The 14,863-nt window shown below is 37.9% G+C and carries 17 protein-coding genes; 4 read left to right on the top strand and 13 right to left on the bottom strand.

What is annotated here, in order from left to right:
• Positions 1–125: 125 nt before the first annotated feature.
• Both IM473_RS06540 and IM473_RS06535 read right to left on the bottom strand, forming a co-directional pair.
• On the bottom strand, positions 126–623 hold the full coding sequence (locus tag IM473_RS06540; RefSeq protein WP_287659737.1) for a DUF427 domain-containing protein: 498 nt from the start codon (positions 621–623) through the stop codon (positions 126–128).
• Positions 624–660: 37 nt separating this feature from the next.
• Positions 661–1,176: a DUF1499 domain-containing protein gene (locus tag IM473_RS06535; RefSeq protein WP_287659735.1), complete on the bottom strand. Its 516-nt coding sequence runs from the start codon at positions 1,174–1,176 to the stop codon at positions 661–663.
• A gap of 70 nt (positions 1,177–1,246) precedes the next feature.
• Between IM473_RS06535 and IM473_RS06530 the strand changes: the two genes are divergently transcribed.
• Positions 1,247–1,450, top strand: coding sequence for a ssl0294 family protein (locus tag IM473_RS06530; protein ID WP_024969002.1), 204 nt, complete (start codon positions 1,247–1,249; stop codon positions 1,448–1,450).
• 73 nt (positions 1,451–1,523) lie between these two features.
• On the opposite strand, the gene IM473_RS06525 is transcribed toward IM473_RS06530, so the two are convergent.
• The gene (locus IM473_RS06525) at positions 1,524–1,988 is read right to left on the bottom strand and encodes an SRPBCC family protein (RefSeq protein ID WP_002736419.1); all 465 of its coding nucleotides are present in this window, start codon (positions 1,986–1,988) and stop codon (positions 1,524–1,526) included.
• Positions 1,989–2,314: 326 nt separating this feature from the next.
• Positions 2,315–2,497: a hypothetical protein gene (locus tag IM473_RS06520; protein WP_287659774.1), complete on the bottom strand. Its 183-nt coding sequence runs from the start codon at positions 2,495–2,497 to the stop codon at positions 2,315–2,317.
• Between the two features lie 28 nt (positions 2,498–2,525).
• On the opposite strand from IM473_RS06520, the gene IM473_RS06515 reads away from it, so the two are divergent.
• From IM473_RS06515 to IM473_RS06505, 3 genes are all read left to right on the top strand, one after another.
• On the top strand, positions 2,526–2,864 hold the full coding sequence (locus IM473_RS06515; protein ID WP_287659733.1) for a DUF6972 family protein: 339 nt from the start codon (positions 2,526–2,528) through the stop codon (positions 2,862–2,864).
• Positions 2,854–3,081, top strand: coding sequence for a hypothetical protein (locus tag IM473_RS06510; RefSeq protein WP_287659732.1), 228 nt, complete (start codon positions 2,854–2,856; stop codon positions 3,079–3,081). The genes IM473_RS06515 and IM473_RS06510 overlap by 11 nt, the downstream gene beginning before the upstream one ends.
• Positions 3,082–3,245: 164 nt before the next feature.
• Positions 3,246–3,404 (top strand): type II toxin-antitoxin system Phd/YefM family antitoxin, encoded by a 159-nt coding sequence (locus IM473_RS06505; protein ID WP_004159063.1) that lies wholly within the window; start codon positions 3,246–3,248, stop codon positions 3,402–3,404.
• Positions 3,405–3,817: 413 nt separating this feature from the next.
• On the opposite strand, the gene IM473_RS06500 is transcribed toward IM473_RS06505, so the two are convergent.
• The 9 genes from IM473_RS06500 to IM473_RS06460 form a co-directional block, all read right to left on the bottom strand.
• Complete coding sequence (locus IM473_RS06500; protein WP_287659729.1) at positions 3,818–4,246, bottom strand: type II toxin-antitoxin system VapC family toxin; 429 nt, start codon at positions 4,244–4,246, stop codon at positions 3,818–3,820.
• A 2-nt stretch (positions 4,247–4,248) separates the two neighbouring features.
• Positions 4,249–4,509 (bottom strand): hypothetical protein, encoded by a 261-nt coding sequence (locus tag IM473_RS06495; protein ID WP_287659728.1) that lies wholly within the window; start codon positions 4,507–4,509, stop codon positions 4,249–4,251.
• A gap of 169 nt (positions 4,510–4,678) precedes the next feature.
• Positions 4,679–5,095, bottom strand: coding sequence for a putative toxin-antitoxin system toxin component, PIN family (locus tag IM473_RS06490; protein WP_287659727.1), 417 nt, complete (start codon positions 5,093–5,095; stop codon positions 4,679–4,681).
• Positions 5,082–5,330, bottom strand: a complete 249-nt coding sequence (locus IM473_RS06485; protein ID WP_287659726.1) for a hypothetical protein — start codon at positions 5,328–5,330, stop codon at positions 5,082–5,084. Before IM473_RS06485 ends, IM473_RS06490 begins: the two co-directional genes overlap by 14 nt.
• A gap of 234 nt (positions 5,331–5,564) precedes the next feature.
• Positions 5,565–7,742: a GTPase domain-containing protein gene (locus tag IM473_RS06480; RefSeq protein WP_287659724.1), complete on the bottom strand. Its 2,178-nt coding sequence runs from the start codon at positions 7,740–7,742 to the stop codon at positions 5,565–5,567.
• Positions 7,743–7,772: 30 nt separating this feature from the next.
• Positions 7,773–8,522, bottom strand: coding sequence for a hypothetical protein (locus tag IM473_RS06475; protein ID WP_287659723.1), 750 nt, complete (start codon positions 8,520–8,522; stop codon positions 7,773–7,775).
• Positions 8,516–11,302, bottom strand: coding sequence for a GTPase (locus tag IM473_RS06470; protein WP_287659722.1), 2,787 nt, complete (start codon positions 11,300–11,302; stop codon positions 8,516–8,518). The genes IM473_RS06475 and IM473_RS06470 overlap by 7 nt, the downstream gene beginning before the upstream one ends.
• Before the next feature lie 161 nt (positions 11,303–11,463).
• On the bottom strand, positions 11,464–12,102 hold the full coding sequence (locus tag IM473_RS06465; protein WP_287659720.1) for a hypothetical protein: 639 nt from the start codon (positions 12,100–12,102) through the stop codon (positions 11,464–11,466).
• Positions 12,103–12,336: 234 nt separating this feature from the next.
• On the bottom strand, positions 12,337–14,649 hold the full coding sequence (locus tag IM473_RS06460) for a transglutaminase TgpA family protein (protein WP_287659718.1): 2,313 nt from the start codon (positions 14,647–14,649) through the stop codon (positions 12,337–12,339).
• Positions 14,650–14,863 lie beyond the last annotated feature (214 nt).

Below are 14,863 nucleotides of genomic sequence, written 5' to 3'. Positions count from 1 at the left end.
ATTATGAATTATAAATTATGAATTATGAAGTGGGAAGTGGGAAGAAAAAAGCTACCTTTTGCCTTTTGACTTTTGACTTTTGCCCCTTCTGACAAGTAGCATAATGCCCAAAGGACTTAACGTGATTACCAGCCCCAACTATTGAGAACCCCTTTAAATGGACCAACCACATCGGAGGTTATCCATCCCCCGTAAAAGTTGCCCGGTTGCGGTTGTACTAATTCCCCGTCGGCATAACAAGCGGTCATTTTGGCAGGATAAAAAGCCAGATAATTCTTAATTGCCTGAAACTCTGGTGTCGGGTCCGGATAATACCAAGCGGCGTTAATTGCCTGTTGATCCCCAACGGCGATATTATAATATCCGGCTAGACCTTTCCACTCACAAAAAGACTTTTCTGCTGTGGCTTGCAGGTATTCCATTTTAATATCTTGGGGCGGTAGATAATAAACTGGAGGATGACTGGTTTCTAGAACTCGATAACTGCTTTTAGTATCGGCAATTATCACACCATTAAAGATGATTTTTAGGTGTTTAGGCGATAATTCTAGGCGCGGGGGACGAGGATAATCCCAGACGGATTCCTGTCCTGCTTTTGCTGGTATTGGTTGGGGACGAAACATAATTTTTCTTATCGTATTCTCCGAGTCAGTTCACTGTTTACTGATTACTGATCACTGAAAAGAGTTTTCTCAGGGTTTCCACTCGTTCTCGATTGACATTTAAATCCGATTCTCCTAACCGGGAGGCCGAGCGAACATCGATCGCATTTTTGCTAGGATTAAGAGAAAATTCCAGATCATCGACAAATCCCATCCATTGACTGCTAAATTCGGCGTAGAGATAGTTACTATCTTGGTTAATAATTTTAGTTCTCGGTTGGGAAGCGATAATTTTAGCTAATTGCTCGATCGCTTCTTGGCCGCTACCCTGATAACTAAGGGGTTCGATCGCATGAGCCTGATCCTGACTCTGACTACTAACACAATTAGGAGTGACTGGACAAGGGGCCAGTTTACCTTCCCTGACTCCCAAATAATCGGGACGATTACCGGCGAATAAACTAACGCTATCGGGAGCGATTAACCTAATTCCTAGCCAAATGAGCAGTATTCCTAGAAAAATAAACGGGGTTAGCCGGAAAGATTTTTTCACCGTGTTGGGAGTTTCAGTCATGCTAGTCTTACAGAATCACTTCAATTAACTTAACATTGATAGGTGTGACAATATCAGGAGATAGAATAAGATGTTTCTCGATGAATTACAACCCGTTGTTAAAGAACTGATTCAACAACCGATCGCTTTTTTCGGTGGTTTTGCCTCTGGATTACTGCGCTTGAAACTTTCGGACGATCCCCTCAAAAAATGGTTAGAACAGCAGGGATTAGTCAGTTTTAAGGACAATAATCAGGATAACGGCAATAGTCCCCAGTCGATCTCGATCGATTAGGGATCAGGGGTTAGCTGTTGGGGGTGAGGGTATTCTCCCATCCCCAAAACCCCCCGCTTACCACCCCATCAGCTTAACTTGTTGCTGAAAGTAGATAAATTTCCTCAGCTACTCTTTTTAAGCGTCTTAATTGCGCTTCCATATCCTTTTTAGTCCATTTGGCGGCGAATTGCTGGAATCCCCACCCCACAACCGGATTAGGAATCGCAAACTCAAAACGATTGATGAGACAAGTGCCGTCATCATTGGGTTGACATTCCCAGCGATCGCAACCGCGAAAAAAGCCTTCAAATTGCCAGACAATTAATCCCGGTTCCCTCTCAATCACCGTACTTTTTAGCGTTGGCTGAATTAGGGGAATTTGAATCAAAAAACGACTTCTCCCACCGATATCGGTCTTCCAATCGCCGATAGGTTCACAAACTAACACCGGATTCAACCAACGACGCATTAACTCTAAATCCGTGATACAACGCTCCACCGTCGTGGCACTAGCTTTAATCTGAATTGATTGTTCAAATACTTGACAAGATGACATTGATCTGCTTATAAATTGCTGGCTGAGAATTATCGGTAGTCGGACAAAAATAAAGTTAACTGTGCAGACAAGGCAACAGTAAGGGTTTCGGCCTTGGTTACATTTCTTAACATAGTGTTGTTTATAGCCTTTCTCATCAAGATGAAGTGTAACCTAATTTGCTATGGACGACCGGCGATCGACCCCCAAAAACGAAAACTTCCTACCTCACCATTAAGATAACTGCTCTCAAGCTCACTTTTTCACTAGCTTGACAAATTCTCGAAAACGTTGGCGTAAACTCTCGATATTAACTGATAATAACATTGGGATCGAGAACAAAGCATCTAGTCATCTTCATTTAAGAGAGATTCTAAAATTTCAGGGGTTAATCCTCTTTCTTGCGCTTTTTGTCCAATAGTAGCCATCGTTTTATATAATTTGTCCAGAGATTCTTTTCTAGATAAATTTGAAGATTGAACATAAAAAGCGATTTTTTCTGCTATTTGACGGCCTGCCGATTCCAGCAATTATTAGAAACGCCGAAGTCTAACCATTATGAGCGGAATTAATCGCGAGATTTTTCTTGACACTAAGCATATTTCTAAACATCTACCGAATACTCCACAATCACGGAGATTACTGTTACGAGGACGAGCTATTCATGTGTTTAAAGATGAAGATACAATGCTACGAGTTATTCAGGCTATCATGGAAAGGGGTGAATACACGGGAAATATTCGTAACTATGAGCGCTATGGGCTATTTTTTGCCGAAGCGATTGGTTGTCGAATTAGCCCAGATGGTTTAAAGTCTTCTTTATTCTACGGCGAGGTTAAGATTAATGCAAACAACCAATATCACGCAATTCCTCAAACCCGACCTAGTGAAAGATAATTGGCGCTTCCTAGAAGTTTGGGTGGATTCTATGCAGTCGCCTCCCTATATCCTGCTAGTGTTGATCGATAAGGCGAGGGGATGTTATGTTTTTGATCCTGCTGAAAAGTACCGTCTCGTCAAGGCGTTTCCAGATTATGAAGAGGCTCAACTCTGGCTCTTGGAAGATGAATACGAACCGATTGAAGGACGATTATCTAGTGAGGAAAGCTCTTAGATTTGTTTAAACTTGTCGTTTGGAATAAAGTCAGAATATCGCCTGACCAGTGCCGTTAGGGTAAGCGCCGAGATAGTTACGAATGGAGTCAGGTTTGGGTAATTGGCGCTAGGATTATCAGAAGATTTTCTTTCGGCACTGGTAGAAAACAATTAGGAGGATTTATGATCCCGGTTAATGAGGCTCAACAAAAGTTGCAGGATTTGATTGATTCAGTGACTGTTTCCCACGAACCCATTATTATTGAGGGATGCGATGGTAATGCAGTTTTGCTATCTGAAGGGGATTGGAAATCGGTACAAGAAACGTTATATCTCCTCTAAGTTTCAGCAACATCTAAAGGAACTTTGATTTTAATTTCTGTGGTTCTTCGTTACTTGGTATGGTTCGATATGGGGGCATAAATCGACTAAATCCTTATCTGACAAGAGATTTAATTGATTAGTTCGCTCTAGATCAAAAATAATTGACAAAAATCGCTAAATGCCTTTCTATACAAGGGTTACATCCTCTATAACCCCCGTTCATTGCATAACATAAACCGAAGAGCCATTTCTGTTTGATAATTTGTCATAATTATGCTTTCTCAATTTAGTCCTGAAGATAGTTAGGAGATTGAGGGATTTTAATAAAGGAGAAAATGACAAACTCCACGGCATACAAATAACTTGAAAACTGGCGATCGCCCTTTGGTTGGTAGTAATGGCTTTAGCCATAGATAATAAGAGTAATTGCACTACTGAGGATAAAAAACTCTGATAAAAAATTGATTACGATAACGGCGATAAATATCAAAATCTTTATCTAAAGTGGCAATAGCAGGTATATTTAATCTTTCAGAAATCGCTATTAACGATAAATCAGTAAAATCAGCAGGTAAGTCTTGGTAAATCTGATTTAACTGTTTGATTTTTTGATAATCTTCTGATAGTAAATGTTCAGCAATAAATACTTCTTTTTCTAAGGCTGATAAAAACTCTGTTTGAACTTTTACATCTGGTGCAAGTAACCACATAGTTTCAGTTATACAGCCAACAGTAGTAATTAATTGACTACTACAATTAGCAAAAAAATTAACAACTTGTTGATGATAACGATCACCTTTATTGTAAAATGCGACGATAATTCCTGTATCAATAAGGATAAAGGAGTAATATTCAGTCATAACTATTCATGGCGTTCATGTTTTTGGCGCAAATATTTAGCAATTTTTTCCCTACGAATATCTCTGTCAGATAAGTCTTCTTTTTCGTCTAATAAATGTTCAGGATAACCACCCATTCTTTCTAAAACTGTTGGCGATTTTTTTAAAGTAATCCAATGGTTACGCAAAAGTTTTTTGACTAATTCTTGGCTAGTTATTTTTTCTTCTGACAAAATTTCAATTAAATATTTTTCTGATTCATGATCTAGATTGACTGTTAACATGATTGATTAAGCCTCCCTTAAAGTTATCAATTATAAATTAGTTGGATAATAGATTTTGATAATTTGTTTCTATTTCTTTTTCAGGAATACTCATAGTATTTAATGAACTGGCGATTCGCCTTTTGGTTGGTAGTAATGGCTTTAGCCATACATAATAAGAGTAATCGTCCTAATTGCTGAGTAAAAAATCATTAACAGTAACAATATTGATAGATTGAAAAGGATGTAAAATCAATAAATCTTGATCCCCTGTAATGATTGACTCTGCTTTGCCATTAACGGCTAATTCCAAATATTTATTATCTTTAGTATCTCGACAAATATCCGTCCTAAAGTCTATTTTTGAGACGAACTCAACAGTTTCAGAGAAGTCCAATAAAAATTGTTTGCGTTCATCAAGACTAATATAGCGATCAAATTTTGGTCGAGATAAGACAGTTTCTAGTTCTTGCCAAGTGGCAGGAGATACGATAATAATTCCTAATTGTTGAGCTTTTTTAAAAGCAGTATTAGGTTTACTCTTGGGGAATAAAACTGAACTGATGATAATATTAGTATCCACAACAAATCGTCTATTTATCTTCATTTAAGAGAGATTCTAAAATTTCAGAGGTTAATCCTCTCTCTTGTGCTTTTTGTCCAATAGTATCCATTGTTTTATATAATTTATCCAGAGATTCCTTCCTAGATAAGGTTGAGGATTGAATATAAAAAGCGATTTTTTCTTCTATTTTTTGGCGTTCTTCCTCAGTTGCATTCCAATAAGTTTCGGCAATATCTAAAGGGACTTTGATTCGGATTTCTGTTTGATGATTTGTCATAATTATGTTTTCTCAATTTAATAGTCAAGAAGGTTAACAGACTGAGGGATTTTAATCAGCAAGACTTGTACTGAGCTTGTCGAGATATGTCTATCCCACAATAGAGAATAGTGGGGGGAGCAAGCATAGTTATAGTGATTTGCTCTCATTTGCTATCCTACAAACTATTTTATCATATTGATTCCCAATTTTATTCAACCCCACTTAGTCCCGATATATCTTTTCCATTTATCATCAGATCACTCCTCTAAATAAGTTATAAAGTAAAAATTTATAAAGTAAACATGGGATAGACAATAGGACATGAAGCCATCTCAATATGACAGGCAAAGTAAAATAAATAATAACTATTTTGTAAAATCCATAATTTAACATAAATTTATATACTAATATGACAGCTATAAAAGAGATAAAAAATATTAAAGCTTTTACCCAAATAGATTCAGCTTCCTCTACTGCTGACCAAGTCACTTTTCCTGTATGTAGCATAAAATATAATAAATCTAATATAAGATTCAGCAAATATTTAGCATCCTCCCACAAAATCTGAAAGAAAAATTTGAAGTAATGACTTATCAGAATAAAACATTGGGATAAGAACTCTGGAAGAATTGCTTTAGCAATTGGAATAATTTTTTCAAAAATAATAAAAATAATAGAGAAGGGAATTAAGGGAAACAAAAACAAAAATAAAGAAAAGTAGAAGAATAAACCTCGTCGAGATTTTTGGGTATTCTCAAGATTTTCTATTATGGTGGAATCTCTTTCTACAAATGTTTTTATCGCAGACAAATTAAAACTTTGATCGAGAATCAAATTTATATTGCTCATTAGCAAATCTTTTAATTCTTTTTCACTTAGTTTTTGCTTTTCATCTAATAAATTGAGATTAGTTAATTTTTTGAAAAATGAATCATAAGAGTCTATGAACTTTTTAAATTGATTTTTGTCTTGAAAATTACTATTGACAATCGCTAAACATAAACATTGCAAAAAACAAATACCATGCAGTCCAAGAGTACGATAGGTGCTATGCGAATATTTTTTCAAGCAGATTCGTTCTCGCCCTTCCAAAGAGATGCCATTATAAACATTTTCTTGTACATCAGCAACCTTTTTTTTTACTTTTCTTTTGTAAAAACCAATGAATTTTTTGGTTCGATATTCTTTTTCCCATTTGCCTGTTGTCCAATAATCAATGAATCCTCCCCGTGTATACTTAGTTTCATCCTCAAACATGGGTTGATTAGGATCGTCTTCCCATACCTCTATCCATTTATAGAATTCTTCATCCTTATAAACAACTTTTGGAAATGGAATATAGAACTCTATAAGTGTTGCTTCATAATGATTTTCTTGGCAATTATTAATAACTGTTTTGATGAGATGATTAATAATTTCTTCAAAATCTAGATAAGAATTCTTGATTTTTTGAACATCAGACTTGATTTTTTCAACGTCAGCAGAATTAGACAGATTTTCTGAAAAATCAACGAAATCATTCCATAATAATTTGCTAATTTCGTTTAGATAATCTTTCGCATTTTCAGATGAGGTAGGCTTATAGCAAGCAAGATTTACAAAAATGTTAATTAGCCATTTTTTTATCGAATCTATGTATAGCTGTGGTGCTTTTTCATGCTGTACTAAAATAACTTCTTTAAAGACTAAGCCTCTAGCATCTCCTAAAGATAGGTAAGCTTGTTGAAGCAAACTATCGATTCCTTGACCGGTTTTACAATTAATTTTTACGATGATTGGTTCTTCATCTATATACAACTCACAATAAATTTTTTTAATCTTTTTTTCTGCATCTTCAATATTTTGTTTGGTTGCCTTCTGTTTATTGTTTTCATCTAACTCTATATTTAATCCATAAATAATTTTGTATCCCAATTTCATTAAATCCTTTAAATAAGACCCTTCTGATCTTGAAAAACCACGAAAAGGATTAATTAAATAAAATACGATGTCTGGTTTAAAAGGTAATTTTGCAAACTCATTTAATCTATATATATATTCTTGTGGAACATTGTTTTTTTTGTAAGTGGCAACAGTAATATCAAAAATATTAGGATAGCTAGGAAATTGATTTAATCCTAATGCAACTCGATTATAATTTTCTAGTCGATCACCTTCTTCTCCATCACCACCATCTACTCCGGGTAGATCAAAAAATCTGATACCACCAGAGAAGTCAATTAAGTTAACCACTTGTGTTGTATTTTGATTACCTGTTGAAGTGAAATATTTTTCCCCAATTAGCCTATTTCCAAGAGTCGTTTTACCACTTCCCGTTCTACCAGTTACAAAAATATTGATGTAACTAGAATTAGGGGGTAAATTCTTAAGTCCTTCAGTAATTAATTTGGCTCTAATCTCGGCAAGAGAAGGTTTATTGGGGATAGTCATTTTAGTTGTTGTAAAATCATCAAGTATTAGTTAAAGTAATGTCTTCCTGAGAATTGAAATAATTTCATTTTCAGCAGATTTAGAATCAGAATTATTGATAATTTGCTCAATTTTTGATTTTAAATTACCAATCTTGAGATTGACTTGTTTTTTCCCATTTTCATAGATACTCTTTAAATTCCCTCCGGGTAAACCCTCAAATCCCAACCCAATTGCTAAAATACCTTCAATAATCTCATAACCTCCTTTTAAAAATTCTCTTCCTACCACTATTGTTTCATGTCCTACAACTACTTCAGTGTAACCTTCACTAACTTGCTTCATGCCTATAACTCCCCACGTTGTCTTAGTTTTAGGTACAACCTGTTGTTGATTCACTATCACTACTTCGTTGCCAAGGAAAAATTGAGCAACAGGATTTTCCCTTGACTTTGGTAGCGATATTGGTACATTTATAATCTCGTCAGATGTCTCTTTTATCTCACCATATTTTGGCACGTCTCTGGTCTTTTCTTGTTGATCATATATAGGCTTGTCAATAGTCTTATCTTGAGTGCGTTTTCCTGTTATCTCATTGCTAATGTCATCAAAAATTCCATCATTATTGTTTTCAATCGGAACTTCTTTTTTGAAAATTCTCGATGAATAATTGTATACTGCTAAGCAAGAACCCAACACAACATTATAATCGGCATTGAAGGATTGATCTACTTTGAAAGTTGCCAAACGACTATAGCGGTAAGCGCTTGAGTGAGATACAGACCAAGCCTTGCCTAGCATGGTTTATAGCTCGTGACACTGTACTTCATACGACTGCACACCGCTATAGCAATGTAAATTAGTGCCTCATGAAATCTTTTGCTTCTTGTTATTCTTGCTTTCTCCTTTAACTTTTCTCCAAGAACTTCTTCCATTTTTCCCAGTTTATGAACGGGAAGTAACTTACAGATTTCTTCTGCTATTTTATCAGCACCAATACCTTTGATTGAGTTAATTTCAATTATTATAGGTTCAGTATTTTGATCACCATAAACTTTTTTGTAAACTTTAGTAATTCGTTTATAAGCATCCTCGATATATTGTTTTCTATACATAGGGCGATCATTCTCATCCAAATGTAAATTAAGAGCAAATATTACATTACAAGAATCTCGCTTTTCTTTTTGAAGATATAATAAACTTCCCAAGTAAACTTCATCATCACGTCCCATACCTTCATGGGCAGCAACAACATATAAAATTACATCTGCACCAAGCTCAAGCTGATTGTCTTGTGATTGCCATTTCTCTACGGATATAGTCTCTTCTTGTGCTTTTTTCGTATTTTGATAATCAGTATAATCAGACAAAATAAATTCAGTCACACGACAGTTTTCTTCGTCTATTTGTTCAATACATAAGGCGGCACGGTTGATATTTTCAAATGTTTCATCTGATCCAGCACCTGGCAAATCGAAATATCGTAAATTATTAGCTAATTTAAAGCAATTTACTTTATCAGTGCAGTCGGTATATCCTGTACTTTTCATGGCTGTTTGCTTTCCACCAAGTAAGGTATTACCCAAAGAGGTTTTACCTGCTCTCGTTTTCCCTGTAACATAAAGATTAATAGGAGAGGAAAATCCTTCCTGATTCCTGTAATTTTCAAGGACGACTTCCCCTGCAACTCTGTCTAGATCTAAGTTTGATGGGTCTAATAATCTCAAAACTTCAGGGCGATCTGAAAAAATATTTTGTAGATTTTTTAGGATTGGATCGACTTGTTGATTTTCATTGTTGTTGTTCATGGTTGGTTCTCCTTTGGAAGAATTTTGACTACCGTTTTTTTCTTCATCCATTGTATCATTCCTTCTGGAATTTGTCTCCTTATGCTGAAACTGTTTTTCGGATTCTACGGTTGGTAAGCTAGAACTAAGATTAGTTAAAAAATCCCAAGGAACTAAAAGGCGATTTATTGATGCACTTTGATTCGCATCTATTTTATCAGTGCTTTTAACCTTTTCTGATAACAGTTTTAAAGACTCTAGAAATAGTTTATCCTCTTGATAAATAATCTGTTTTAAGGTCTGACAATCACGGTCATTATCCAAATCAAAAACCTTATCTGACGGCACATTATTAGATCGTAACCAATCAGAAAAAGCCTTACTTCCTTGTTCTAAAGCCAAGTATTTGTAAGCATCAGGTAAATTCGCCAAAGATAATGCTAACTTCATGCGGATTTCAGGAGAAGAAGAACCAGCGTCAGACTCCAAACTATCGTAAAATCGCCCGTAAGCCTTAACAATAGTGGTAATACCCTCCTGCCAAAACTCCGGCGTTAAAAGAGGATGATTCTTATACTTTTCTAATAAATAGGGAATTAAACTCGGTAATAACGGCGTATTTTCCCAAGAATTGCCCAAAAAGAGAATATCCGCATAAAGCCCAATCACTAAACAATGCCATACCGCTAAATATTGATAAAATGCACGATAATCGAGATTACTGAGCTTATAATCTTTTTTCACTGTCAAATCAAGACCATGCTCTTCAAATTCAGCTTTTTCAGCTAATTCTTTGTAAAGGATCTGTAAATTTTCTTCATTTAGTCCTCCTTTTTCCTTAATAAAAGCTTCATCCTTACCAATCTCTTGTAATTTTTGGCGAGTTTTTTCCCATTCTAACGCCCGATTTTTTGCGATAGAATAAAGTAAATCAGAATAGGATTGACCCGATAAAATAGTAGCTTTAGTGTAGGAAACATCCCCCGCCGACCAATAACCCAACTTAAAATTAAGCAAATCCCCTAAATTAATATCCGACTCCAAAACCAAAACAGGAATACTTTTTAATTGTCCATGAAGAGCCTGTAACGCAGAACTTCCACCCCATTTCTTGGACTCCCAAGCTCGATCAACCAATTGCACAGGATGGTGATGACTTACTAAATAACCTTGGTGCAAAAATTGCTCAATTTCTTCGGCTAAATAGGTCTCATAACCCGATGTTAATGGCTTGCCTGTACTAGGATCATGATCTAAAAAAGGCGGTGCTAGAAATAACTTTAAAGGCATTACCCCATGAGCAAAAGAATTTTCCAGTAAATCAAAAGGTAAATTAGCAATGGGAGATTTATCCGATCTCAACCTTTCCCGCATCAACTCCACCGCATTTTGATGTTGCAAACGAACTAAATCACGTTGAAAATCCTGCTGTAACTGTAAAATATCATATTGAATTTTCTTTTCCTGCTCAAAACGCCATTTTTGAAAATCCAGATTTTTTTGATTAATAGCGTGACTCACTTTCGCCCGAAAAGCCTCAATTTCCTTCGCTCTTTCGTGGTTAAGTTCAGCTAATTCTCTTTGAAATTCTTGATTTTCTCTTTGTTGCAATACGGAAAATTTTAATTGATTATACTGCAATTCTGCGGAATGCTTTCTACTCAGTCGGGCAATTTCTTCGGAAGAATCCCGATTTAGCCGACTGATACTTTCAGAAGATTTACGATTTTCTGATGCTGACCAAGCATTAATACCACTTGATGCTAACAAACTTAAGCCATACATCCAAGACATATTTCTAAATCCTCCACAATGGTTTTTCGTAACTTTAATTTAGTCTTAGTCAACCCCAGTAATACAGAACAATCCTGTCCTGGGCTATCAGAAAGAAGGTAAAAGTCAAGGTTTTTGCTCTCTAATGCGACAGTCTAAAAGCTACCTTTCATAATAACCCTCTAGACTTTTTCCGCCTGTTCCCTTAACTTTTGAGCTTCCGCCTGATATTTCTCAGATTCAGCCATCGCATTTTGGGCTTCTTTCCCATGACTAGAGGCATCTGACTGGTTTTTATGCTCACGATGCCAATCGGCTTCTTTACTGTGACTCTGAGAACGACTTAAACTTTCATTAGCCCGTTTCTCCATTTCATTTGCTTTACTTAATAACTCAGAAGCCGTCTCAGAACCAGATCGCTGTGAAAGATGATCCCAATGGGAAGTATGATCTGCGTGGGAATATTGATGGTCTGGGAAACTGTTAGCATGATGAGGGTGATAATCTGCTAAGTGCTGGCTCTCAAAACCTTGATCAAAATGAGAAGGATGATCAACTTGAGAATATTGATGGTCTAATAAACCATTAGCGTGATGGGGTTGATAATCTGCTAAACTCTGACGCTCAAAAGCATTATGGATATGATGAGGCTCATAAATGCTGATATTAGATGGGACAAAGGGATCGTGGTGAACTCGCAAATTAGGGTCGTTTAACAAATCTTGGTGGTCGTGCAAATCCAGCGACGAATCCGCATGAGTATGTAAAGTGTGGTTAGCATCGGACTGATGAAGGTTATGATCAAAGGCTGGTAGATCCATGATGATATGTTGTCAGTGGAGGAATGAGTGTTTATTTAAGCTAGGGAATAACTTGATCCAGATAAATTACCGCAATCCTAGCATATTTATTCTAGTCGAAGCCATCGGATTAGCGCAATGCGATCACCATTTATCAAAGGATCGCCAAGTAATACTAAATCCAGTTATTAAAGACTAATTATTTAGGATTTGCTGAAAAACTTTTTGCCGCAAACCCTAACTATAGGCTCAAGCTCACTTTTTCACCAACTTGACAAATTCTCGAAAACGTTGGCGTAAACTCTCAATATTAGCCGATTTACCGCCATAACGCCAATCAACGTAGGCGCAAGCAATCTCCTCGATAATATTCGCCACTGGCGGCGGTTGGACGCGGCGGGCGGCGGTGGCGTATTCTAAAGGGGTTTGAGCGGGATGTTTGCCATAACCGGCTTCTGTTAAGATTCCTAACATTTGCTGGTATAAACGCTCGATTGGTGGTAGTTTTGCCAACCTGCGACCCCGACGCCAACGATGGAACTGTCCCCATCCTAACCAACCAGCGTAGGCGAAGACGACCCCCACTAAACCACCGAGAATTCCCCCGAAAAGACTGCCGGAAATAAAGCGCCATAACCAGGCCAATAACTGACCGATAGTAACGATAACATTTTCCCAAATCAGACCGAGAAAACCCGTTACTGGAGAGGGCAACCATCCGGCTACCCATTGCCACAATTGCTTGAGGACGCTAAAAGGTTCCGCTTCCTCAAAGGATGGGGGAATTAATTCGTGGCCTGGGATAGGATCGAAAGTGTACCAACCGTAACCGGGGAAAAACACCTCTGTGATGGCGTAAGCGTCCGTATTTTGGACAACATAAAAGCCAGTGAAAGGATTAAACTGGCCAGGGGCAAAACCGGTGGCTAATCGGGCAGGAATACCGATCGAGCGTAACATAATCGTTAACACGGTGGAAAAATGATCGGCGTAACCCCCCTGAAAACGAAACAAAAAGGCCGAGACTAAATCCTCATTTTCGGCTAAAAAGGGCAAATCGGTTTTTAATTCGTAGTTTTGCTTTAATGCTTGGGCCAAATATAGGGCCTTCTCGTAGGGAGAGGTTAAAGGTGTGGGAGATTTGGCCAGCAATTCCTCGGTTTTTCGGCGGACTTTCGGGGCAATTTCGGCAGGAATTTGTAAATAATAGTTGAGAATAGACTTAGGGTAGGTTTCTGGGGCCGATCGCAGTTGGCTGCGATTGCGTTCCGGCACTTGTGAGATTACAGTATAAGTTAGCCCTTCTGCTAATCCCCCCGGCGACCTTAAGCTATTTTCTCGGTCTAAAGATACCTGTCGGGTAGGAAAAAAGAGAAACTGGGGCGAGGTAAGAGCAGGGATAATATTCGGTAAACTGGAGACAATGCTGTAGGTTTGGACTACCTGATGGGTTTTCGCTTGGGTTGCGGGTAGCGGCACAAAAAAGCGATAGGACCAACTACTGCGATTTAAATCCTCTACTTCTTGATCTCGCGAGATTTGCCACCCTTGACCAGTATAGCGATCAAAGGCCATGGCCCGCCAGAATCCGGGGGCTTGAGAACGTACCCGCATGACTGTCTGGGGAGTCATACTTCCCCGCAAATTTTGGTTGATTTGGGGGTTAAAACCGTAATAAAAGGTAGAATCTAGCTGTCCTGACCCCGTAGTGGGACTATTACCGCCATTTACGCCACCATTCCCCGTTTCACCCTCGCGCACATAGCCGGGGTTAACGATTTGTCGGTTTCCCTGTTCAAAACCCTGATTTTCCATACCTTCGGGACTATTGACGGGAAAAGATTGAATTTGATAACCCGGAAAACGCGGCATCAGGGCAAAAATTGTCAATCCCAAGAGGAGAATTGTCAGAAAGAAAATCCCGAAACGTTTGGGAGAAAGGGGGGAATTTTGCGGGGAAACTAATTTTTTTGTGGCTAGACGCGGGGATTTCCTTGAGAAGAAAGGGAGACTCTGATTGAGATTATCTAAACCTAAACGAGAACGATAGTCTAAAACTAGGGTAGGTAGGGATAAAAACAGAAAGAGGATTAACCAAGGCGCAAAAGCGAGGGTTTGGGAGATTGTCCCGGCGACTCCCAAGAGAATTAAACCGATTACCATAGAATACCCTAAATCTTTGCGTCGGGGCAGGTCAAAACTATGGAGAATTTGCAGTTGAATTAGTAATTGTGTTAGAGCAATACGACTATCCTGCATCGCAACGATATCACCCAAGAATAGCGCCAAAACTACTAACATTCCGATCGCTATACAAAATTTTGCCCCGATATTGCGCTTTTTCCTGCGTCGCCAACTCCAGATTCCGCCGATAATACTGAGAGGAACGGCCCAAATACTGGTATAACTATCGGTAGCCACATCGGTGGCGACAATACCCACGATTACTAAAGCTTGCACCAGAATTCTTAAAATAATCGATTCCTCGGTTTCTGGTAGGGGAGAAGATTCTATCTTTTGCCAGAGGGTTTTTAAGGAAGGTCTTGGACGAGCGGCATTGCTAACCATAGGGTAAATTGGAAGAAGGACAAAGAAGTTAATTTTATATTTCCCAGTTCTAATCTCGATCGCTCCCTGGGGTAAAGTGGATTTTAGATGTCAGGAGATAGGGTGATAGGGTGATAGGGTGATAGGGTGATAGGGTGATAGGGTGATAGGGTGATAGGGTGATAGGGTGATAGGGTGATAGGGTGATAGGGTGATAGGGTGATAGGGTGATAGG

Source organism: Microcystis sp. M015S2 (assembly GCF_020245945.1).
Taxonomy (GTDB): domain Bacteria; phylum Cyanobacteriota; class Cyanobacteriia; order Cyanobacteriales; family Microcystaceae; genus Microcystis.
The sequence above is the reverse complement of the archived record's forward strand: the minus strand, read 5'-3'. Positions and strand labels throughout refer to the sequence as shown.

Coding starts and splice junctions, on each gene's coding strand:
- IM473_RS06540 (WP_287659737.1), bottom strand. CDS start 623: ATGTTTCGTCCCCAACCAATACCAGCAAAAGCAGGACAGGAATCCGTC.
- IM473_RS06495 (WP_287659728.1), bottom strand. CDS start 4,509: ATGTTAACAGTCAATCTAGATCATGAATCAGAAAAATATTTAATTGAA.
- IM473_RS06485 (WP_287659726.1), bottom strand. CDS start 5,330: ATGACAAATCATCAAACAGAAATCCGAATCAAAGTCCCTTTAGATATT.
- IM473_RS06460 (WP_287659718.1), bottom strand. CDS start 14,649: ATGGTTAGCAATGCCGCTCGTCCAAGACCTTCCTTAAAAACCCTCTGG.
- IM473_RS06470 (WP_287659722.1), bottom strand. CDS start 11,302: ATGTCTTGGATGTATGGCTTAAGTTTGTTAGCATCAAGTGGTATTAAT.
- IM473_RS06525 (WP_002736419.1), bottom strand. CDS start 1,988: ATGTCATCTTGTCAAGTATTTGAACAATCAATTCAGATTAAAGCTAGT.
- IM473_RS06530 (WP_024969002.1), top strand. CDS start 1,247: ATGTTTCTCGATGAATTACAACCCGTTGTTAAAGAACTGATTCAACAA.
- IM473_RS06515 (WP_287659733.1), top strand. CDS start 2,526: ATGAGCGGAATTAATCGCGAGATTTTTCTTGACACTAAGCATATTTCT.
- IM473_RS06500 (WP_287659729.1), bottom strand. CDS start 4,246: ATGACTGAATATTACTCCTTTATCCTTATTGATACAGGAATTATCGTC.
- IM473_RS06490 (WP_287659727.1), bottom strand. CDS start 5,095: ATGAAGATAAATAGACGATTTGTTGTGGATACTAATATTATCATCAGT.
- IM473_RS06505 (WP_004159063.1), top strand. CDS start 3,246: ATGATCCCGGTTAATGAGGCTCAACAAAAGTTGCAGGATTTGATTGAT.
- IM473_RS06480 (WP_287659724.1), bottom strand. CDS start 7,742: ATGACTATCCCCAATAAACCTTCTCTTGCCGAGATTAGAGCCAAATTA.
- IM473_RS06475 (WP_287659723.1), bottom strand. CDS start 8,522: ATGCTAGGCAAGGCTTGGTCTGTATCTCACTCAAGCGCTTACCGCTAT.
- IM473_RS06535 (WP_287659735.1), bottom strand. CDS start 1,176: ATGACTGAAACTCCCAACACGGTGAAAAAATCTTTCCGGCTAACCCCG.
- IM473_RS06465 (WP_287659720.1), bottom strand. CDS start 12,102: ATGGATCTACCAGCCTTTGATCATAACCTTCATCAGTCCGATGCTAAC.